16 protein-coding genes are annotated in these 19,630 nt (G+C 60.5%); 14 read left to right on the forward strand and 2 right to left on the reverse strand.

Going from position 1 to position 19,630, the window contains the following annotated elements; genetic code table 11:
• Positions 1 to 71 precede the first annotated feature (71 nt).
• The 7 genes from BS627_RS21140 to panB all read left to right on the forward strand — a co-directional run bounded on the left by BS627_RS21140 (position 72) and on the right by panB (position 8,407).
• Entirely contained in the window at positions 72 to 1,244 is a 1,173-nt protein-coding gene (locus tag BS627_RS21140; RefSeq protein ID WP_077985120.1) for an isovaleryl-CoA dehydrogenase, read from the forward strand.
• A gap of 9 nt (positions 1,245 to 1,253) precedes the next feature.
• Complete coding sequence (locus BS627_RS21145) at positions 1,254 to 2,855, forward strand: carboxyl transferase domain-containing protein (RefSeq protein WP_077985121.1); 1,602 nt, start codon at positions 1,254 to 1,256, stop codon at positions 2,853 to 2,855.
• Between the two features lie 7 nt (positions 2,856 to 2,862).
• Complete coding sequence (locus BS627_RS21150; RefSeq protein WP_077985122.1) at positions 2,863 to 4,854, forward strand: acetyl/propionyl/methylcrotonyl-CoA carboxylase subunit alpha; 1,992 nt, start codon at positions 2,863 to 2,865, stop codon at positions 4,852 to 4,854.
• A gap of 1 nt (position 4,855) precedes the next feature.
• Positions 4,856 to 5,782: a hydroxymethylglutaryl-CoA lyase gene (locus BS627_RS21155; protein WP_077985123.1), complete on the forward strand. Its 927-nt coding sequence runs from the start codon at positions 4,856 to 4,858 to the stop codon at positions 5,780 to 5,782.
• Positions 5,772 to 6,542, forward strand: a complete 771-nt coding sequence (locus BS627_RS21160; RefSeq protein ID WP_077985315.1) for an enoyl-CoA hydratase-related protein — start codon at positions 5,772 to 5,774, stop codon at positions 6,540 to 6,542. The genes BS627_RS21155 and BS627_RS21160 overlap by 11 nt, the downstream gene beginning before the upstream one ends.
• A gap of 150 nt (positions 6,543 to 6,692) precedes the next feature.
• Entirely contained in the window at positions 6,693 to 7,571 is an 879-nt protein-coding gene (gene panC, locus BS627_RS21165; protein ID WP_077985124.1) for a pantoate--beta-alanine ligase, read from the forward strand.
• Complete coding sequence (panB, locus tag BS627_RS21170; RefSeq protein ID WP_077985125.1) at positions 7,568 to 8,407, forward strand: 3-methyl-2-oxobutanoate hydroxymethyltransferase; 840 nt, start codon at positions 7,568 to 7,570, stop codon at positions 8,405 to 8,407. The genes panC and panB overlap by 4 nt, the downstream gene beginning before the upstream one ends.
• A 200-nt stretch (positions 8,408 to 8,607) precedes the next feature.
• Here panB and rhaI read toward each other — a convergent pair whose 3' ends face one another.
• Entirely contained in the window at positions 8,608 to 9,900 is a 1,293-nt protein-coding gene (gene rhaI, locus BS627_RS21175) for an L-rhamnose catabolism isomerase (RefSeq protein ID WP_077985126.1), read from the reverse strand.
• A 51-nt stretch (positions 9,901 to 9,951) separates the two neighbouring features.
• A complete protein-coding gene (locus tag BS627_RS21180) occupies positions 9,952 to 12,048 on the reverse strand; it encodes a bifunctional rhamnulose-1-phosphate aldolase/short-chain dehydrogenase (protein ID WP_077985316.1) in 2,097 nt (698 codons plus the stop codon).
• Between the two features lie 200 nt (positions 12,049 to 12,248).
• Between BS627_RS21180 and BS627_RS21185 the strand changes: the two genes are divergently transcribed.
• From BS627_RS21185 to BS627_RS21215, 7 genes are all read left to right on the forward strand, one after another.
• Entirely contained in the window at positions 12,249 to 13,079 is an 831-nt protein-coding gene (locus tag BS627_RS21185; RefSeq protein WP_077985127.1) for a DeoR/GlpR family DNA-binding transcription regulator, read from the forward strand.
• Between the two features lie 47 nt (positions 13,080 to 13,126).
• Positions 13,127 to 14,137 (forward strand): rhamnose ABC transporter substrate-binding protein, encoded by a 1,011-nt coding sequence (gene rhaS, locus BS627_RS21190; protein ID WP_077985128.1) that lies wholly within the window; start codon positions 13,127 to 13,129, stop codon positions 14,135 to 14,137.
• A 211-nt stretch (positions 14,138 to 14,348) separates the two neighbouring features.
• A complete protein-coding gene (locus BS627_RS21195) occupies positions 14,349 to 15,884 on the forward strand; it encodes a sugar ABC transporter ATP-binding protein (RefSeq protein ID WP_165691344.1) in 1,536 nt (511 codons plus the stop codon).
• A 14-nt stretch (positions 15,885 to 15,898) separates the two neighbouring features.
• Positions 15,899 to 16,900 carry an ABC transporter permease gene (locus BS627_RS21200; RefSeq protein WP_077985129.1) on the forward strand — a complete coding sequence of 334 codons (1,002 nt, stop codon included), beginning with the start codon at positions 15,899 to 15,901 and terminating at the stop codon, positions 16,898 to 16,900.
• Positions 16,897 to 17,907, forward strand: a complete 1,011-nt coding sequence (locus BS627_RS21205) for an ABC transporter permease (RefSeq protein WP_077985130.1) — start codon at positions 16,897 to 16,899, stop codon at positions 17,905 to 17,907. The genes BS627_RS21200 and BS627_RS21205 overlap by 4 nt, the downstream gene beginning before the upstream one ends.
• Before the next feature lie 3 nt (positions 17,908 to 17,910).
• Positions 17,911 to 18,234, forward strand: a complete 324-nt coding sequence (gene rhaM / locus BS627_RS21210) for an L-rhamnose mutarotase (RefSeq protein ID WP_077985131.1) — start codon at positions 17,911 to 17,913, stop codon at positions 18,232 to 18,234.
• On the forward strand, positions 18,231 to 19,622 hold the full coding sequence (locus tag BS627_RS21215; RefSeq protein WP_077985132.1) for an FGGY-family carbohydrate kinase: 1,392 nt from the start codon (positions 18,231 to 18,233) through the stop codon (positions 19,620 to 19,622). The genes rhaM and BS627_RS21215 overlap by 4 nt, the downstream gene beginning before the upstream one ends.
• Positions 19,623 to 19,630: the final 8 nt, after the last annotated feature.

Below are 19,630 nucleotides of genomic sequence, written 5' to 3' on the forward strand. Positions count from 1 at the left end.
GCCGGCGCGGAGGAGGTGCCGGTTGCTGACAAAAGGGACGGCGGCAGATGCCGTCCGGAGGAGGAGACGCGATGAGTTTGAATCTCGCCGCCATTTTCGATGCCGATCTCGGCCCGGAAATCGCAGCATTGCGCGACAGCGCAAGTGCATTCGCAGACGATAAAATTGCTCCTTTGGCGGCGGCGATCGACAGGGACGACCGTTTTCCACGCAAGCTTTGGCCGCAAATGGGCCAGCTTGGCCTGCACGGTATCACCGTTTCGGAAGAATTCGGCGGCGCTGACATGGGCTATCTCGCCCATTGCGTGGCGATGGAGGAAATAAGCCGGGCTTCCGCTTCCATCGGTCTTTCCTATGGCGCTCATTCCAACCTCTGCATCAACCAGATTCACCGCTGGGGAACGCAAGAGCAGAAGCGCAGATATCTACCGAAGTTGGTCTCCGGCGAACATGTCGGTTCGCTCGCCATGAGCGAGACGGAAGCCGGATCGGATGTCGTCTCGATGCGGCTGAAGGCGGAACGCAAAGGTGATCACTATGTGCTGAACGGCGCGAAAATGTGGATCACCAACGGTCACGAGGCCGATACGCTGGTGGTTTACGCCAAGACGGATATGTCCGCTGGCCCGCGCGGCATCACCGCCTTCCTGATCGAAAAAGGCTTCAAGGGCTTTCGCCCGGCCCAGAAACTCGACAAGCTCGGCATGCGCGGTTCCCCCACCTCGGAACTGGTATTCGAGGATTGCGAGGTGCCGGAGGAAAACATCCTTGGTCGCCTCAATGATGGCGTGACGGTGCTGATGAGCGGGCTGGATTACGAGCGCGCCGTACTGGCTGCCGGCCCTGTTGGCATCATGCAGGCAGCCATCGATCTGGTGCTGCCCTATGCCCGCGAGCGCAAGCAGTTCGGCAAACCCATCGGCGAATTCCAGCTGGTGCAGGGAAAGCTTGCCGATATCTATTCGGCGATGAACGCATCGCGCGCTTATGTCTATGCCGTGGCCCGGGCCTGCGACAATGGCCGCATCACGCGGCAGGATGCGGCAGGTGCAATCCTGTTCGCCGCCGAACGGGCCACACAGGTGGCGCTGGATGCAATTCAGCTTCTCGGCGGCTCCGGTTATGTCAATGAAAGCCCGGCCGGACGGCTGCTGCGCGACGCCAAGCTTTATGAAATCGGCGCAGGCACCAGCGAAATCCGCCGGATGCTGATCGGCCGCGAACTGGTCAAGGGCAACGGGTGAGGACACAAGATGAAGCTTACATCCAGCCTGAACCGCGACCCCACCTTTGCCGCCAATGTCGATTTCATGTCAGGCTTGGTCGATGACCTGCAGCAGCACGTCGAGAAAATATTGAGAGGCGGCGGCGACAAGGCCCGTGAACGGCATCTTTCCCGCGGCAAATTGCTGGCGCGTGATCGCATCGAGGTTTTGCTTGATCCCGGCAGTCCTTTCCTCGAGTTTTCGCAATTTGCGGCTTACGAGGTCTATGACGAACCCGTTCCCGCCGCCGGCATCGTCACCGGCATCGGCCGGGTCTCGGGCCGCGAATGCGTCATCGTCGCCAATGATGCGACGGTGAAAGGCGGCACCTATTATCCGCTGACGGTGAAGAAACACCTGCGCGCGCAGGAAATCGCCACGGAGAACCGCCTGCCCTGCATTTACCTCGTGGATTCCGGCGGCGCGAACCTGCCCAATCAGGACGAGGTGTTTCCCGACCGCGATCATTTCGGCCGCATTTTCTATAATCAGGCCAATATGTCAGCGGAAGGCATCGCCCAGATTGCCGTGGTGATGGGCAGTTGCACGGCGGGCGGGGCCTATGTGCCTGCCATGAGCGACCAGTCCGTCATCGTCAAAAATCAGGGCACGATCTTTCTCGGCGGCCCGCCGCTGGTGAAGGCCGCGACCGGCGAGGTGGTGAGTGCGGAAGAGCTGGGCGGCGCGGATGTGCATTCCCGGCAATCCGGCGTCACCGATCATTATGCACGCGACGACCGGCACGCGCTGGCGCTGACCCGGCGGATCGTCTCCACCCTCAACCGTCGCAAACAGGTGGGGCTGGATATCCGCGAACCCGTAGAACCACTTTATCCGGGTGAAGAGCTTTATGGCGTCGTTCCCGCCGATACGCGCAAACCATTCGAAGTGCGCGAGATCATCGCCCGTCTGGTGGACGGTTCCGAATTCGATGAGTTCAAGGCGCTTTACGGCACCACGCTGGTCTGCGGTTTCGCCCACATCCACGGTTATCCCGTCGGCATCGTCGCCAATAACGGCATTCTGTTTTCGGAATCGGCGCTGAAGGGCGCGCATTTCATCGAGCTTTGCTGCCAGCGCGGCATTCCCCTGGTTTTCCTGCAGAACATCACAGGCTTCATGGTCGGCAAGGCCTATGAGGCGGGCGGGATCGCCAAGGATGGCGCCAAGCTCGTTACCGCTGTCGCTTCAGCCAGAGTGCCGAAATTCACCGTCATCATCGGCGGCTCCTTCGGGGCCGGCAATTACGGCATGTGCGGCCGCGCCTATTCGCCACGTTTCCTGTGGATGTGGCCCAATGCCCGCATTTCGGTGATGGGCGGCGAACAGGCGGCGTCCGTCTTGGCGCAAATCCGTCGCGATGGCATCGAGGCCGATGGCCGTCACTGGTCCAAGGAAGGGGAAGAGGCCTTCAAACAGCCGATCCGGGAAAAATACGAGCGGGAGGGACATCCCTATTATGCCAGCGCCAGACTTTGGGACGATGGCATCATCGACCCGAAGGATACCCGCCTCGTGCTTGGCCTTGGCCTCTCCGCCGCGCTCAATGCACCGATTGAACCCACCCGTTTTGGCATATTCAGGATGTGAGGCGACGATGTTCTCAAAAATACTGATCGCCAACAGGGGCGAAATAGCCTGCCGTATCATCCGCACCGCCGCCAAGATGGGCATCCGCACCGTTGCCGTCTATTCGGATGCCGACCGTGACGCCATGCATGTGGCGCTGGCCGACGAGGCCATCGCCATCGGCGCGGCCGCCGCGCGGGCCTCCTATCTCGACGGCGAAAAAATCATCGCCGCCGCAAATGCCTGCGGCGCACAAGCCATTCATCCGGGTTACGGATTTCTTTCGGAAAATGCCGGCTTCGCCGAAGCCTGCGCCACCGCCGGGCTCGTTTTCATTGGCCCGCCGGCAGCGGCAATCCGCGCCATGGGCGGGAAAAGCGAGGCAAAGGCGCTGATGGCAAGGGCCGGCGTTCCGGTCGTTCCCGGCTATCACGGTGAGGAACAGGCGCAGGAGCGATTGGGCAGCGAGGCGGACGCCATAGGTTATCCCGTTCTGCTCAAGGCCTCGGCCGGCGGCGGCGGCAAGGGCATGCGCATCGTGCGGCAGAAGCGCGACTTCGCAGCGGAGCTTGCCGCCGCAAAACGCGAAGCGCTGGCCGCTTTCGGCAATGACCGCATGCTGATCGAAAAATACCTCGAGCGGCCGCGCCATGTGGAAGTGCAGGTCTTTGCCGATGGCCATGGCAACTGTGTTTCGCTTTTCGAGCGCGACTGCTCGATCCAGCGCCGGCACCAGAAGGTCATCGAGGAAGCTCCTGCCCCCGGCCTGCCCGATGCGCTTCGCCAGCGCATGTATGAAGCGGCGGTCGCCGCCGCCCGCACCATCGATTATCGCGGCGCGGGAACGGTGGAATTCCTGCTCGACCCTTCCGGCGACTTCTATTTCATGGAAATGAATACGAGGCTGCAGGTCGAACATCCGGTCACGGAATATATTACCGGTCTCGACCTGGTCGAATGGCAGATCCGCGTCGCCAACGTAGAGGCCCTGCCGGAAGACTGGACCGGTCTCAGCATAAACGGCCATGCAATCGAGGCGCGGATTTATGCCGAGGACCCGGCGCATGATTTCCTGCCGTCGATCGGCACCATCAGCCATCTGGTTTTCCCCGATCAGGGCCCTCATGTCAGGATCGACAGCGGCATCCGCGCCGGCGACGCCATCACCGTGCATTACGATCCGATGATCGCCAAGCTGATCGTCTGGGACCGTGATCGCCCATCGGCGCTGCGGCGTTTGCGGTTGGCGCTCGAAAATCTGGCGATCTGTGGCGTCACCAGCAATGCCGCCTTTCTGACGCGGCTTGCGGGACTGGCGGCCTTCGCGAACGCCGATCTCGACACCGGCTTCATCGCCCGTCACGAAGTGGCGCTGTTTGCTCCGGCAGCAACGGACGGGAACGAGATAACCATGGCCGCGCTTGGCCTGCTGCTTGCGCGGCAGAAAAACGGAAAGCCTGTTTCACAGGCAGATCCCTATAGCCCATGGAACAAGACGGCGGCCTTCCGCCTCAACGCGCCGGCAAGGGAAACGCTGTGTTTCGTCTTTGACAACCAGCCGCTTAGCGTTGGCGTCACGCATGAGGCGGATGGTTTTTCGTTTGAGATCGACGGACGGGCCATCAATGTCCATGGGGACCTCTCGGACGATGGCAAATTCAAAGCGACCGTGGAAGGCAGGAAAAGGCAGGGCCATTTCTTTGCCGAGGATGGCCGTTACACTCTTTTTCTGGATGGCGAGCATTATCGCATCGACCAGCCGGATCCCGTCGATATCGCGGATGCCGCTACCCATACCGGCGGCCTGGAAGCGCCCATGCCCGGCGTCATCCGCGCCTTGCTGAGCAGCAACGGTGCTGCGGTTGAGGCCGGCGAGGCACTTGTGGTGATGGAGGCGATGAAAATGGAACACACGATCCGCGCGCCGGCGAAAGGCACCGTCACGGCCATCAATTGCATTGAGGGCGATATGGTCGCGGCCGGTGCGGTGCTGGTGGATTTCGAGCCGGAGGGCGGCTGAAATGAGCTGGCCCCGAAAGGTAAAAATCGTCGAAGTGGGCGCGCGTGACGGCTTGCAGAACGAAAGCGCCGAGGTTCAAGCCGCCATCAAGATCGAGTTGATCGCACGGCTGGCCGCAACCGGATTGGCGGCGGTGGAAGCGGGTGCTTTCGTCTCACCCAAAAAAGTGCCGAAAATGGCGGATTCGAAAGAGGTGTTCCAGGGGCTCGAAAGGCGACCCGGCACCGCCTATCCGGCGCTCGTTCCCAATATGAAAGGTTTCGAGGCTGCCCTTGATGCCGGTGTGACGGAAGTCGCCGTTTTCGTCTCCGCGTCCGAAGGTTTCAGCCAGCACAATATCGGCTGCTCGCGCGCCGAAAGCCTTGAGCGCCTGCGCGATGTCGCATCAGCCGCGGCCGGGCGGAACATCCTCATACGCGGTTACGTCTCCTGCATAGCCGGCTGCCCCTATGACGGTAAGGTTGCACAGGATGAGGTGGCGGCGATGGCCGAAGCGCTTATCGGCCTCGGCTGTTACGAAATCTCGCTCGGCGATACGATCGGCATCGGCACGGCGGACCAGATTCGCAATATCATCAAGCGGGTGTCTGCCCGCATCCCGCGTGAAAAACTCGCCATGCATTTCCACGATACCTATGGGCAGGGCGTCGCCAATGTGCTGGCCTCGCTGGATGAAGGCATCTCCGTCTTCGACAGTTCGGTCGCCGGGCTGGGCGGCTGCCCCTTTGCACCGGGCGCCAGCGGTAACGTCGCCACCGAAGACGTCGTTTATCTGCTGCAGGGGCTTGGCATTAAAACCGGTATCGACCTGTTGGCGGTGGCGAAAACCGGGGACTGGATCAGCCGGCATCTCGGTAGACCGAATGCGGCCCGCGCCGGCAAGGCACTGCTTGCGGCAAGACAGAAGGATGGCGCGCATGGCGGATGAACTGCTTAGCGAAAGGCGCAAGGACATTCTCTGGCTGACGCTCAACCGGCCGGAGGTGCACAATGCCCTGAATGCCGCGATGACGGACGCATTGACGAGAGCCATCGGCGCGGCATCCGGTGATGGCGGCCTGCGCGCCGTGGTAATAACGGCGGCGGGAGACCGCAGCTTCTGCTCCGGGGCCGATCTGAAGGAAAGCGCCGGCGGCATGTTCCTCTCGCGGGATGGAGCCAACCCTATTGCCGATGTGATGCGCGCCATCGAGGGCTGCGACAGGCCCGTCATCGCCCGCATCAACGGCCGGGTTCTGGCCGGCGGGCTTGGCCTCGTTGCCGCCTGCGATCTCGCCTATGCCGCCGACCATGCCGAATTCGGCATGCCTGAGGTGCGCGTGGGACTTTTCCCGGCCATGGTGGCGGCAAAGCTTCTGGCGAAGATGCCCCTGAGCCAGCTTCAGGAAATGGCCTATCTTGGCGCTGCGATCAACGCCGCTGATGCGGAGCGTCTCGGCCTCGTCAATCGGGCTGTCCCTTCGGCCGAACTCGATGTCGTGGTGGAAGATGTTCTCGCACGGTTGCGGCAGAATGCTCCGGGCGCCATCGCGGCCGGAAAGGCGGCGTTGCTGAAGATGCGCGATATGCCGTCCATCGAGCGGCTTGCCTTTGCCGAGAGCGTCATCGCCACGATCAGCGTCAGCGACGAGGCGCGGCAGGGGCGATTGGCTTTTGCCGAAAAAAGGAAACCGCTCTGGTTGGAGTGATCGCCGTCATCTGTCCGAACTCCGGTTCTCTCGAAAGTCGTCATAGGGTTAATCGATATAATCCCGATGCGTCCGTTGACCCTGTTCGGCAAATCGAGTTCTATCCAGCACCTTTCGCCGGGCGGCGATTGGGGAAGCCGGAGGAGACCCATGCAGCTTGTAAAAACCGTCGCCGAATTGCGGGACGCCACCGCCGACTTTCGCCGTGCGGGCAAAACCATCGGCTTCGTGCCGACCATGGGCTTTCTCCATATCGGCCATCTGACGCTCGTTGCCCAATCCAAGGCGGAAAACGACGTGACAGTGGTTTCGATCTTCGTTAACCCATTGCAATTCGGTGCGAATGAGGATCTGGCCCGTTACCCCCGCGATCTTACCCGCGACAGCGCATTGCTGGAAGAGGCGGGCATCGACATTCTTTTCGCACCGGAAGTCTCCGAGATGTATCCGCGCCCGATGCAGACCGTGGTGGATGTGCCCGAACTGGGAAACCAGTTGGAAGGCGCGGTGCGGCCGGGGCATTTCGCCGGTGTTGCGACCGTCGTGACCAAGCTTTTTAATCTCGTTCAGCCGAACGCGGCCTATTTCGGCGAGAAGGATTACCAGCAGGTAACGCTGATCCGCCGCATGGTCGAGGACCTTGCCCAACCTGTCAGGGTCGTTCCCGTCGCCACCGTGCGCGAGGCGGACGGGCTGGCCTGCTCCTCACGGAATGTCTATCTTAACCCCGCACAACGCGCCGCAGCCGTGATCGTGCCGCGCGCGCTGGACGAAGCGGAACGGCTTTATGGCGAGGGCTTCGACGACCTTGCCGCATTCGAGACGGCCATAGAAAAATTCATCGCCGCCGAGCCGCTGGCCTCACCGGAAGTCGTCGCGGTGCGCGATCCCGATACGCTCGCCCCCGTTGCTTCGTTGCAGGCGGGACCAGTGCTGGTGGCGCTGTTCGTGCGCCTGGGCAGCACGAGGCTCCTCGACAACCGTGTCATCGGGCGCGACAGGATCAATCAACGGGAGGCTGTCGAATGAGCGCCCATGGCAAACATAAGCGGCTGACGACGGCCTCCATCCGACAGATGAAAGGCGAGGCGCGCATCGTCTGCCTGACCGCCTATACCACGCCGATTGCCCGCCTGCTCGATCCGCATTGCGATCTGCTCCTGGTCGGCGATTCCCTCGGCATGGTGCTTTACGGAATGGACACGACGGTCGGCGTCACGCTGGACATGATGATCGCCCATGGCCGCGCCGTCATGCGCGGTGTCGAGCATGCCTGCGTCATCGTCGATCTTCCCTTCGGCACCTATCAGGAATCGAAGGAACAGGCGTTCCGCAATGCGGTGCGGCTGATGCAGGAAACCGGCTGCGACGGCGTGAAGCTGGAAGGCGGCGAGGAAATGGCGGAGACCATCGCCTTTCTGGTCGCCCGCGGCATTCCGGTGTTCGGTCATGTCGGGCTGATGCCGCAGCTCGTCCACACCGCCGGCGGCTTCCGCTCGCTCGGACATTCGGATGCGGAAACGCAGAAGATCTGGCGCGATGCGATTGCGGTCGATCAGGCCGGCGCCTTCGCCATCGTCGTGGAAGGCACCGTCGAGCCGCTGGCTCGCGATTTGACGGAAAAACTTGCCGTCCCCACCATCGGCATCGGCGCATCGCCGGCCTGTGACGGACAGGTGCTGGTTTCCGACGACATGCTCGGCCTGTTTTCCGATTTCAAACCGAAATTCGTAAAACGCTACGCCGATCTCGGCACGGCGGCTTCAGAAGCGGCGGCGGCTTATGCTGATGAGGTGCGCTCCGGTGCATTTCCAGGGCCGGAGCATACGTTTCAGGTGCGACGGCAATCGCCTTCGGGGAAGTAATGAAGGCGCGCAGCGAGCGGGCGGGCGAGTTCGTGACCAACACCTTCACCTGCGTCATGCTCGGGCCTGTCCCGAGCATCTGCTACCTATCGATTTTATGCGACGCTGGCAGATCCTCGGCACAAGGCCGAGGATGACGTCGAGATAGAGGCAAGGTGTGTAGTCAGCCTTAGCTTCCCTCTATTCTAGCGACACCGAACTTACACAATACCGCCGCTGCCGCCAACCGAAGCCGGGCGCTTCGCCGCAACATGGCTGCGATAGCCGCTCGCACGATAAGTCGCGACCGGATCGATAGCGCCGCCCGCCAATTGCCGCGCCTGAGCAAGAATCGGTTCCACATCGGTGCGATAGGCCCGCTTCAGCATATCGGAAGCCATCAGCGCATCATTATCCTGCTGGTAACCGTCGAGAGCGATGCGATCCACCAGCAATGCCTGCGCATAGGCGCGGCGGATTTCGTTGGCGCTGGAGATCAGGCTTTCGATGGGGTCCGTCACATTATGCGACTGGTCGATCATATGGGCGGGATGGAAACCCTTCACGCCGCGATGTTCGGCATCGACCAACTCGTTGAAAACGAGGAACAGGCGATAGGGCTCGATTGAACCGGCATCCAGATCGTCATCGCCATATTTACTGTCGTTGAAGTGGAAACCGCCGAGCTTGCCGAATTGGATAAGCCGGGCGACGATCATCTCGATATTGGTGTTGGGCGCATGATGGCCGAGATCGACGAGGCAGAAGGCCTTTTCGCCGAGCGTATTGGCAATGAGGTAATTGGTGCCCCAGTCCTGCACGACGGTGGAATAGAAGGCCGGCTCATACATCTTGTGTTCGGAGAAGATGCGCCAGTCATCCGGCAGCGCCTTGTAGATATCGGCCATGGCCGCGAGATAACGTTCGAAACTTCTGGTGAAATTGCTCTGGCCGGGGAAATTGGAACCGTCGCCCACCCACACCGTCAGCGCCTTGGAGCCGATGGCATTACCGATTTCGATACATTCGATATTGTGCTCGACGGCCTGCCGGCGCGTCGCGGCATCCGTATGGCTCAGCGAGCCGTATTTGTAGGAGTGGCTCTGGCCCGGCACATCTGAAAAGGTGTTGGAATTCATGGCGTCGAAGCCGAGGCCGAGCGCATCGGCATGGGCCTTCAGCCGCTTCGGATCTTCCTTGTCCCACGGAATATGCAGCGAGACATTGGGCGTCGCCCGCGTCAGCTGGTTGATGACGGCGCAATCATCCAGCTTGTCGAAAATGCCGCGTGGCTCGCCCGCGCCCGGGAAACGGGCAAAACGTGTACCGCCCGTGCCGACGCCCCAGGACGGCACGGCGACGAAAAATTCCGCCACCTTGGCCGTAACGGTATCGATGTCGATGTTGCGGCGCGCCAGCTGGTTGCCCAGCGCCTGATAGTCGTCTTTCTGTGCGCCGGCGCGCTTTTCGTTTTCCGCCGCGATGACATCGGCTGCGATCTTCGTTTCGGTCATTTTTTCCTCCCCGGCCAACGCGACGTGATCGCCGCCTATGACCGTCCCTTATTATCGCGTAAAACTCTGCGCATTGCCGGCATCGACATTGATGATGTTGCCGGTCGACTTGGCCGAAGCGTCGGACGCCAGGAAGTAGATCGCCTCGGCGATATCTTCCGGGAAGACATTGAGCTTCAGCATCGAGCGCTTGCGGTAATGTTCTTCGAGATCGGTCACCTCGATCTTGGACGACGCCGCCCGCTGCTCACGCCACTCGCCATTCCAGATTTTCGAACCGCGCAACACGGCATCGGGATTGACGGTGTTGACGCGAATGCCCGCTTCCGCCCCTTCGAGCGCAAGGCAACGGGCGAGATGAATTTCCGCCGCCTTCGCCGTGCAATAGGCCGATGCATTGGGTGAAGAGGCAAGGCCATTCTTGGAAGCGACAAACACGACGTTGCCGCCGAGATTCTGTCGCCGCAGCAGCCGGAATGCTTCTCGCGAAACGAGGAAATAGCCTGTCGCGAGGATGTCGATATTCTTGTTCCACATGGCAAGCGTCGTATCTTCCACCGGGGCGGAAGAAGCGATGCCGGCATTGGAAACGAGGATATCCACGCCGCCGAATTCCACGCTCGCTTCCGCAAAGGCGGAAATGACCGCATCTTCCTGCGTCACATCAAGCTTGACGGTGCGCACCGCATCGCCACTGTAACGCTTGACGAAATCGCCCCTGGCGGCCTCCAATGCCGCCTCGTCAATATCCGCCAGAACCACGCAGGCACCCTCACCCGCCAGCCGTTCCGCCGTTGCCCGACCGATGCCGCCAGCGCCGCCGGTGACGAAGGCGACACGGCCGGCAAGGCTTTTCGGCTTCGGCATGCGTTGCAGCTTTGCTTCTTCCAGCAGCCAATATTCGATATCGAAGGCTTCCTGCTCGGGCAGACCCTGATATTCCGATACGGTGGACGCCCCGCGCATTACGTTGATGGCGTTGACATAAAATTCACCGGCAATGCGGGCGGTCGCCTTGTCTTTAGCGAAGGACAACATGCCCACGCCAGGGATGAGGAATATCACCGGGTTCGGATCGCGCATCTTGGGCGAATTCTCATGGCGGCAGGTTTCATAGTAGCGCGTATAATCCGCGCGGTAAGCCTCCAGCGCCGCGTCGAGACCAGCCGTCAGCGCATCGACATCGGGATTTGCGGTATCGAGGTTGAGGATCAGCGGGCGGATTTTCGTGCGCAGAAAGTGATCCGGGCAGGATGTGCCGAGGTTGCCAAGCGGCTTCAGTTCCTTTGAATTGACGAATTCCAGGACAGCATCCTGATCGTCAAAATGGCCGAGCTTGCGTTCCTCGCGGCCGATGCGGCCACGGATTTCCGGCATCAACCGGCCGGCGATGGCGCGGCGTTCGGCAACCGGCAGGCTTTTGGCCACGGCACCGCCGAAGATCACCTTGCCTTCGGTCTTTCCTGCAAACCATTCGATCGCCTTATTGATAATGGCGAGCGTCAGTTCGTAACATGCCTTGGCGTCGTTATCCCAGGTGAAGAGGCCATGGCTTTCGAGCACGACGCCTTTCGCCTTGGGATTGGCCTTGACGAAGGCTTCCAGATCGAGACCGAGCTGGAAACCGGGACGGCGCCACGGAAGCCAGCCGATATCATCGCCAAAGATCTGCTGCGTCAGTTCCTTCGAATTCTTCGAGGCTGCAATCGCGATGATCGCATCCGGATGCATATGATCGACATGATCATAGGGCACGAAGCCATGCAGTGGCGTATCGATTGAGGCCGCGCGCGGATTGAGGTTGAAGGTGCAATGCGGCAGGAAGCCGACCATGCGGTCCTCATCTTCGACACCCTTGTAGATGCCCTTCAGCGCTTCCAGCTTCTCGAGATAAAGGGTGGCAAACCCATCGAGCTTGATGGTGCCGACATCGCCGCCGGACCCTTTCACCCACATGACGCGGACCTTTTCACCCGTCAGCGGGTCAGTCTCAAGCACCTTTGCCGATGTGTTGCCGCCACCATAATTGGTGATGCGCTTGTCGGCACCGAGCAGATTGGAGCGATAAAGCAGCTTGCCGGGCTCATCAAGCGTCCGGGCGTAGGCGTCGTCCCAATGGCTTTCGAGAAGGCGGGATTTACCCGTCATGTCTTCCTCCCAATATCTTCCTGCATTCGCGGAGCCGATATCGGCCCGCCTCCTTTGATGGCAGATATCGCGCATTCAAAAGGACAATGTCAATCAAAAACGATCATAAATTTTCATGTTGCAGCGCGAAACTGATTAATTTGATCGTTCTTGATTGACAACGTAAAGAGATTGAGAATAATCACGATCAGGAGGACCCCATGCACGAACGCGAACGCCATCGCATCATCTTGAGCGCCACGCAGGAAAAAGCTGTCGTGACGGTGCAGGATATTGCCGAACTGACGGATGCGTCGGAAGCGACGATCCGCAGGGATATTGCGTCTTTGCATGTGCAGGGCAAGTTGCGGCGCGTGCGCGGCGGAGCGGAAGCGGTCCATCCGCCGCAGCTTGGCAATCTCGCCGCACGGCCGTTCCGTGTTTCCGAATCGGTCAATATCGATAAGAAACGCGCAATTGCGCGCAAGGCGGTCGATCTCTGCAATGATGGCGACGCGATCATCCTGAATGGCGGCACGACCACGTTCCAGATGGTGCATTACATGGCGGCGCGTCGCCTGCAGGTGATGACCAATTCCTTTGCCATCGCCGAGCATCTGGTCAAACATTCCAAGTGCAACGTCAATGTGCCGGGCGGCGCGATCTATCGCGATCAGAGCCTCATCCTCTCGCCCTTCGAAAATGACGCTATCCGCAATTTTTATGCGCGACGGATTTTTCTCGGCGCGCAGGGCGTGGGCGCTCTTGGCATCATGGAGTCCGACGCGCTCGTGATCCAGAGCGAACAGAAGCTGATGCGGCAGGCGGAAGAGCTGATCGTGATGGTCGATTCCTCGAAATTCAGAAAACGCTCCAGCCTGATTTTATGCCCGCTCGAAAACGTCACGACCATCATCACCGATGACGGGATTTCGGACGAGGCGGCAAGGATGGTGGAAAATGCCGGCGTGGAATTGCTGATCGCCGGGGCGGTGGGGGATGGCAAGACAGCCAACCCGCCTGATGGGGAGGATTCCTCTTCGGTCGCTTGAGGAAGCACCGGGGAGAGGAACAGGTGCAAAACGGGAGGAAAAGGAACATGAAACTTACACGCAGAACATTGACGAGCGTCCTGGCACTTAGCGCGGCGCTATCCGTTGCGGGTCTTGGCGGCGTTGCCCAGGCAGCCGACGTCAAGATCGCACTGGTGGTCAAATCGCTCGGCAACGGCTTTTTCGAAGCCGCCAACAAGGGTGCTGAAGAGGCCGCGAAAGACCTTGGCGGCGTGCAGATCATCTATACAGGCCCGACCAGCACCACGGCGGAAGGCCAGATCGAAGTGATCAATTCGCTGATCGCGCAGGGTGTGGACGCCATCGCCATTTCCGCCAATGACCCGGACGCCGTGGTTCCGGCGCTGAAGAAGGCCGCGCAGCGCGGTATCAAAGTCATTTCCTGGGATTCAGGCGTGGCGCCTGAAGGCCGCATTCTCCAGCTCAACCCGTCCTCCAACGCGCTGATCGGCAAGATGTGCCTGCAGCTGGCCGCGGCACATCTCGAAGGCGGCAAGGGCGATTTCGCCATTCTTTCGGCCACCACCACCTCCACGAACCAGAATATCTGGATCGACGAGATGAAAAAGCAGCTGAAGGACTTTCCCGGCCTCAACCTCGTCACCACGGTCTACGGTGACGACCTCGCCGACAAGAGCTATCGCGAAGCGCAGGGACTGCTCTCCTCGCAACCGAACGTTAAGGTCATCGTCGCTCCGACGACGGTCGGCGTTCTCGCCGCCTCGCAGGCCGTCAAGGATGCGGGCAAGATCGGTCAGGTCTATGTGACGGGCCTTGGCCTGCCGTCTGAAATGGCCGGCGCCATCAAATCAGGCGCCACCAAGGAATTCGCCATCTGGAACCCGATCGACCTCGGTTACTCCGCCACCCAGATCGCCTATCGCCTGGTGAAGGGCGAAACGGATGGCAAGCCGGGCTCGGAAATTGAAGCCGGTCGTATGGGCAAGATCAAGGTTGGTGAAAACAGCGAAGCGGCGATGGCCGATCCGTTTGTTTATGACGCGAAGAATATCGATCAGTTCTCGAAGATTTTCTGATCTTGAGAAGTGACGGCAGTGCGTGGAGGGCACCCCCCTCTGCCCTGCCGGGCATCTCCCCCTCAAGGGGGGAGATCAATGTGCCGCACCCGCTCGATCCATAAGGCAGGGTGCTATCCGCTTGCCGATCTCCCCCCTTGAGGGGGAGATGCCCGGCAGGGCAGAGGGGGGCGCCCCTCGCGGCTTCATCAAAACAGACCGGTAAGACGGAATGATGCGTGCTGAAACCCAAACCATAAACATCTCAGAGGCTTCCAGCGCCGTTCCCATTCTGGAAATGCGCGGCATCAGCCAGATATTCCCCGGCGTCAAAGCGCTTGATGGCGTCGATATCGCGCTATACCCCGGCAAGGTCACCGCGCTGATCGGCGAGAACGGTGCGGGTAAATCCACGCTCGTCAAAATCCTTACTGGCATCTATCGCCCGAACGAGGGTGAAATCATGCTGGATGGCAAGGCCGTCCACTTCCACAGCGCACAGGACGCCATCGATGCCGGCGTTACCGCCATTCATCAGGAAACCGTGCTGTTCGATGAGCTTTCCGTCGGCGAAAACATCTTCCTCGGCCATGCGCCAAAAGGCCGTTTTGGCCTGATCGACTGGAAGACCATCAATGCGCGCGCCAAGGTTCTGCTGGAGCAGCTGGAGAGCACTATCGATCCCTCCATTCGGCTGAAAGACCTGTCGATTGCGCAGCGCCATCTGGTGGCCATCGCCCGGGCGCTATCGGTCGAGGCACGCATCGTCATTATGGACGAGCCGACCGCTGCTCTTTCCCGAAAGGAGATCGATGATCTCTTCCGCATCGTCGAAAATCTGAAGCGACAGGGCAAGGCGATCCTCTTCATCAGCCACAAGTTCGATGAAGTCTATGAAATCGCCGAGAATTATGCCGTGTTCCGTGACGGGAAAATGGTTGGCGCCGGCACGCTTGCCACCACCCCGCAAGATGAAATCGTGCGGTTGATGGTTGGCCGCGACGTGACGAATGCCTTTCCCAAACAGGCCGTCACGCTGGGGTCAACTGTTTTGTCAGTTCGCGACTATTCGCACCAGACGGAATTCCGCGATATTTCGCTCGAACTGCGCAAGGGCGAGATTCTCGGCCTCTACGGGCTGATCGGCGCCGGCCGTTCCGAACTCTGCCAGTCGCTGTTCGGCATCACCCGCCCGGCTTCGGGAGAGGTAATGCTGAACGGCCAGCCGCTTTCCATCCGCTCGCCGGAAGATGCGATACGCGCCGGCATCGTTTATGTGCCGGAAGAGCGCGGCCGCCACGGGCTGGCGCTCGATATGCCGATCTATCAGAACATGTCGCTGCCCTCTCTCACCCGCACCTCGCGCAAGGGGTTTCTGGCCGCCGCCAATGAATTCGCGCTGGCGCGCAAATATGCCGCGCGGCTCGATCTGCGCGCCGCCGCGCTTTCGGTGCCTGTTGGCACGCTTTCGGGCGGCAACCAACAGAAGGTGGTGATCGGTAAATGGCTCGCCACGAAGCCGAAGGTCATCATTCTCGATGAGCCGACCAAGGGCATCGATATCGGCTCGAAGGCCGCTGTACATGGCTTCATCAGCGAACTTGCGGCCGAAGGCTTGTCGATCATCATGATTTCATCCGAACTTCCCGAAATCCTAGGCATGTCCGACCGCGCCATCGTCATGCGCGAAGGCCTGATGGCGGGCCAGTTCGAACGCGCCGATTTTTCTCCGGAAAAGCTGGTGCGCGCCGCCACCGGCAATGCCTGAGAGGGGCCACAAACATGCAACGTCTACTCAAAAATCGCGAATGGCTGCTGGCGGGTATCATCATCATCATGATTGCCGGCTTTGCCCTGCGCGCGCCCGGCTTCGCCCGGCCCGGCAATCTCGTCAATATTTTCAATGATACGTCCATCCTCATCATCCTGGCGCTTGGCCAGATGGCGGTCATTCTCACGAAATCCATCGACCTCTCAGTCGCCGCCAATCTCGCCTTTACCGGCATGGCGGTGGCGATGACCAATGCCGCCTTTCCGGGTATTCCCCTGCCGCTACTCATTGTCATGGCGGTCGGCATCGGCGCGTTTCTAGGTTCCATCAACGGCATACTCGTCTGGTGGCTTGGCATTCCGCCCATTGTTGTGACGCTCGGCACGCTCACCATCTATCGCGGCATGGCTTTCGTGCTGTCGGGCGGCGGCTGGGTGAATGCGCATCAGTTTTCGCCGACCTTCCTCAATGTGCCGCGCACGATGGTCCTCGGCATGCCGGTTCTGTCCTGGGTGGCCATTCTCATCATCGCCGGAGCCTGGCTGGTGCTGACACGCAGCTCCTTCGGCCGTTCCGCCTACGCCTCCGGCGGCAATCCGGGTGCTGCGGTCTATGCGGGCATCGATGTCGGCCGCACCCGCTTCTTCGCCTTCGTCCTGTCGGGGGCGCTCGCCGGTCTTGCCAGCTATCTCTGGGTGTCGCGCTACGCCGTTGCTTATGTGGATATCGCCGCCGGCTTCGAGCTGGACAGCGTGGCAGCCAACGTCATCGGCGGCATCTCGATTGCGGGCGGCATCGGCTCGGTGGCCGGAGCGGTGCTTGGCGCGCTGTTCCTCGGCGTCATCAAGAACGCGCTGCCCGTCATCGGCATTTCACCCTTCGCGCAAATGGCCATATCAGGCGTGGTCATCGTGCTCGCCGTCGTCTTCAATGCCCGCGCCGAAGCCAGAAAAGGCCGTATCATCCTGCGCGATCGGGCCGCAGCAGACCATGGCAAGGAAGCATCCGCATGAGCACGAATTCCCAACCGTCACAGGCACCGCGCGTCATTCCCGACAAACTCGGCACGCCGCTCAGCCGCATCATGGCCAGCTGGGAAGTGTTGCTGCTCGGTGTCGCGATCCTCATCTTCATCGCCAATTCGCTCGCCTCGCCCTATTTCCTCAACGCCTGGAATCTCTCCGACGCGACCTTCAACTTCACTGAAAAGGCGATCATCGCCTTTGCCATGGCGCTTCTGATCATCGCCGGTGAAATCGACCTGTCAGTCGCCGCCATCATCGCGCTTGCTTCCACCGCCATGGGTGCGGCGGTGCAGATGGGGGTCGGCACATCAGGCCTCGTCGCCATCGGCATCGGCACCGGGCTATTGTGCGGGGCTTTCAACGGCTTTCTGGTCGCGGGGCTCAAGCTGCCCTCCATCGTCGTCACCATCGGCACCATGAGCCTGTTTCGCGGCATTTCCTATATGGTGCTGGGGGATCAGGCCTATGGCAAATATCCGGCGGATTTCGCCTATTTCGGTCAGGGCTACGTGTTCTGGGTGATCTCCTTCGAATTCGTACTGTTCATCGTCATGGCCATCCTCTTCGCCATTCTGCTGCACGCCACCAATTTCGGCCGGCAGGTCTATGTCATCGGCACCAATCCCTTCGCCGCCCGCTTTTCCGGCATTCCCGTCGAGCGCGTGAAGTTCATCCTCTTCCTGCTCACCGGCCTGATGAGCGGCATCGCCGCCGTCTGCCTCACCTCGCGGCTCGGTTCCACGCGCCCGTCAATCGCTCAAGGGTGGGAGCTTGAGGTGGTGACCATGGTGGTGCTGGGTGGCGTTTCCATTCTCGGCGGTTCCGGCACCATTGCGGGCGTCGTCATCGCCGCCTTCGTCATGGGCCTCGTCACTTTCGGGCTGGGGCTTCTGAACGTGCCTGGTATCGTCATGTCGATCTTCGTCGGCCTGCTGCTCATCATCACCATCGCCATCCCCATCGTCGTCCGTCGCCTTCGTGCCATGAGAGGCTGAACCATGCCGGAACTCGAAAAACACGCCTTCAAGATGAAACTCTTCGCCGGTAAGGAAGCCGAATATAAAAAGCGCCATGATGAGATATGGCCGGAGCTGGTGGCGCTGCTGCACGAGGCGGGGGTCCGCGACTACTCCATCCATCTCGACCCGGAAACCAACATTCTCTTCGGCGTGCTGACGCGGCCGAAAAACCACGGCATGGCGGCTTTGCCCGACCACCCCGTGATGAAGAAATGGTGGGCGCATATGGCTGATATCATGGAGAGCAATCCCGACAATTCGCCCGTTGCAATAGACCTGGTGATGGTGTTCCATCTGCCATGAGCGACAGCACCAAACCGAACCGGGTCGCGGTCATCGATATCGGCAAGACCAATGCCAAGGTGGTCGTCATCGACACCGGCAGCGGCGAGGAAATTGCCGGCGAGAAGCGGACGAATCCCGTTCTTCGCGAAGGCCCCTACCCGCATTACGATGTGGAGATGCTCTGGCACTTCATTCTTGCCGCGCTTCAACGGTTTGGCCACGAGCCGGGTTTTGATGCGATTTCCATCACCACCCATGGCGCTTCAGCAGCACTTCTCGATGGAAACGGCGACCTCGCCATGCCCGTGCTCGATTACGAGCATGTCTACCCCGAACCCGTTCAGGAGGCCTATCGCGAGATCAGGCCCGATTTCGTAGAGACTGGCTCGCCGCAGCTTCCTGCGGGACTGAACCTCGGCGCACAAATCCATTTCCAGAAAACCACCTTTCCGGACGAGTTCGCCAGGGTGCGCGACATCGTTACTTACCCGCAATATTGGGCAGGACGACTGACGGGCATTCAGGCAACCGAAACCACCTCGCTTGGTTGCCACACGGACCTATGGAACCCACGCTTGAAGAGGTTTTCATCGCTGGTCGAGCGTCTCGGCATCGAACATTTGATGGCGCCTGTCCGCTCCGCTTTCGATGTGCTGGGCACGATCCGCCCATCGCTGGCGCAGGAAACCGGGCTGTCACCTGATATGCCGGTCTATTGCGGCATCCACGATTCCAACGCGTCGCTCCTGCCGCATCTACTTCGCCGCGACGGCGATTTTTCCGTCGTCTCAACCGGCACCTGGGTGGTGAATTTCTCCATTGGCGGCAAGGCGGATGCGCTGGATCCCAACCGCGATACGCTTTTGAATGTCGATGCTCTCGGGCGACCCGTTCCCTCCTCCCGTTTCATGGGCGGCAGGGAATATGAAATTCTGGCGCAGCAATTCGGAGCTGCGACACCCCACGAAATCGAAGCAGCCCTCGGCGGGGTTATCGAAAAAGGGATAATGCTGCTGCCGAGCGTCGTTAGCGGCTCCGGCCCTTTTCCGGAAAGCGCATCACGCTGGATCGCCGATAGCGATGCAACAGAGGCGGAGCGACATGCGGCTGCCTCACTCTATCTCGCCCTGATGACGGAGTTCTGTCTTTCGCTCGTTGAGCGCAGAGGGCCTGTTGTCGTCGAGGGACCCTTCGCCGGAAACACGCTGTATTTGAGGGCACTCGCCGCTTTTGCCACAACCGACGTCATTGCCATGGAAGGCTCGACGGGGACTAGCGCGGGTGCTGCGCTGCTCACCGGTATCAAGCCGGTTGCCGGTCGAGAGCGTCATTTCACGGCGGGGGATATTCCGGAGCTGACTTCCTATCGCACCGCCTGGCGGGGCCATCTCACCTTGCCCAAATAGAAATGCGA

Source organism: Agrobacterium salinitolerans, assembly GCF_002008225.1.
GTDB classification, from domain to species: Bacteria; Pseudomonadota; Alphaproteobacteria; order Rhizobiales; family Rhizobiaceae; genus Agrobacterium; species Agrobacterium salinitolerans.

Coding starts and splice junctions, on each gene's coding strand:
- BS627_RS21140 (WP_077985120.1), top strand. CDS start 72: ATGAGTTTGAATCTCGCCGCCATTTTCGATGCCGATCTCGGCCCGGAA.
- BS627_RS21145 (WP_077985121.1), top strand. CDS start 1,254: ATGAAGCTTACATCCAGCCTGAACCGCGACCCCACCTTTGCCGCCAAT.
- BS627_RS21150 (WP_077985122.1), top strand. CDS start 2,863: ATGTTCTCAAAAATACTGATCGCCAACAGGGGCGAAATAGCCTGCCGT.
- BS627_RS21155 (WP_077985123.1), top strand. CDS start 4,856: ATGAGCTGGCCCCGAAAGGTAAAAATCGTCGAAGTGGGCGCGCGTGAC.
- BS627_RS21160 (WP_077985315.1), top strand. CDS start 5,772: ATGGCGGATGAACTGCTTAGCGAAAGGCGCAAGGACATTCTCTGGCTG.
- panC (WP_077985124.1), top strand. CDS start 6,693: ATGCAGCTTGTAAAAACCGTCGCCGAATTGCGGGACGCCACCGCCGAC.
- panB (WP_077985125.1), top strand. CDS start 7,568: ATGAGCGCCCATGGCAAACATAAGCGGCTGACGACGGCCTCCATCCGA.
- rhaI (WP_077985126.1), bottom strand. CDS start 9,900: ATGACCGAAACGAAGATCGCAGCCGATGTCATCGCGGCGGAAAACGAA.
- BS627_RS21180 (WP_077985316.1), bottom strand. CDS start 12,048: ATGACGGGTAAATCCCGCCTTCTCGAAAGCCATTGGGACGACGCCTAC.
- BS627_RS21185 (WP_077985127.1), top strand. CDS start 12,249: ATGCACGAACGCGAACGCCATCGCATCATCTTGAGCGCCACGCAGGAA.
- rhaS (WP_077985128.1), top strand. CDS start 13,127: ATGAAACTTACACGCAGAACATTGACGAGCGTCCTGGCACTTAGCGCG.
- BS627_RS21195 (WP_165691344.1), top strand. CDS start 14,349: ATGATGCGTGCTGAAACCCAAACCATAAACATCTCAGAGGCTTCCAGC.
- BS627_RS21200 (WP_077985129.1), top strand. CDS start 15,899: ATGCAACGTCTACTCAAAAATCGCGAATGGCTGCTGGCGGGTATCATC.
- BS627_RS21205 (WP_077985130.1), top strand. CDS start 16,897: ATGAGCACGAATTCCCAACCGTCACAGGCACCGCGCGTCATTCCCGAC.
- rhaM (WP_077985131.1), top strand. CDS start 17,911: ATGCCGGAACTCGAAAAACACGCCTTCAAGATGAAACTCTTCGCCGGT.
- BS627_RS21215 (WP_077985132.1), top strand. CDS start 18,231: ATGAGCGACAGCACCAAACCGAACCGGGTCGCGGTCATCGATATCGGC.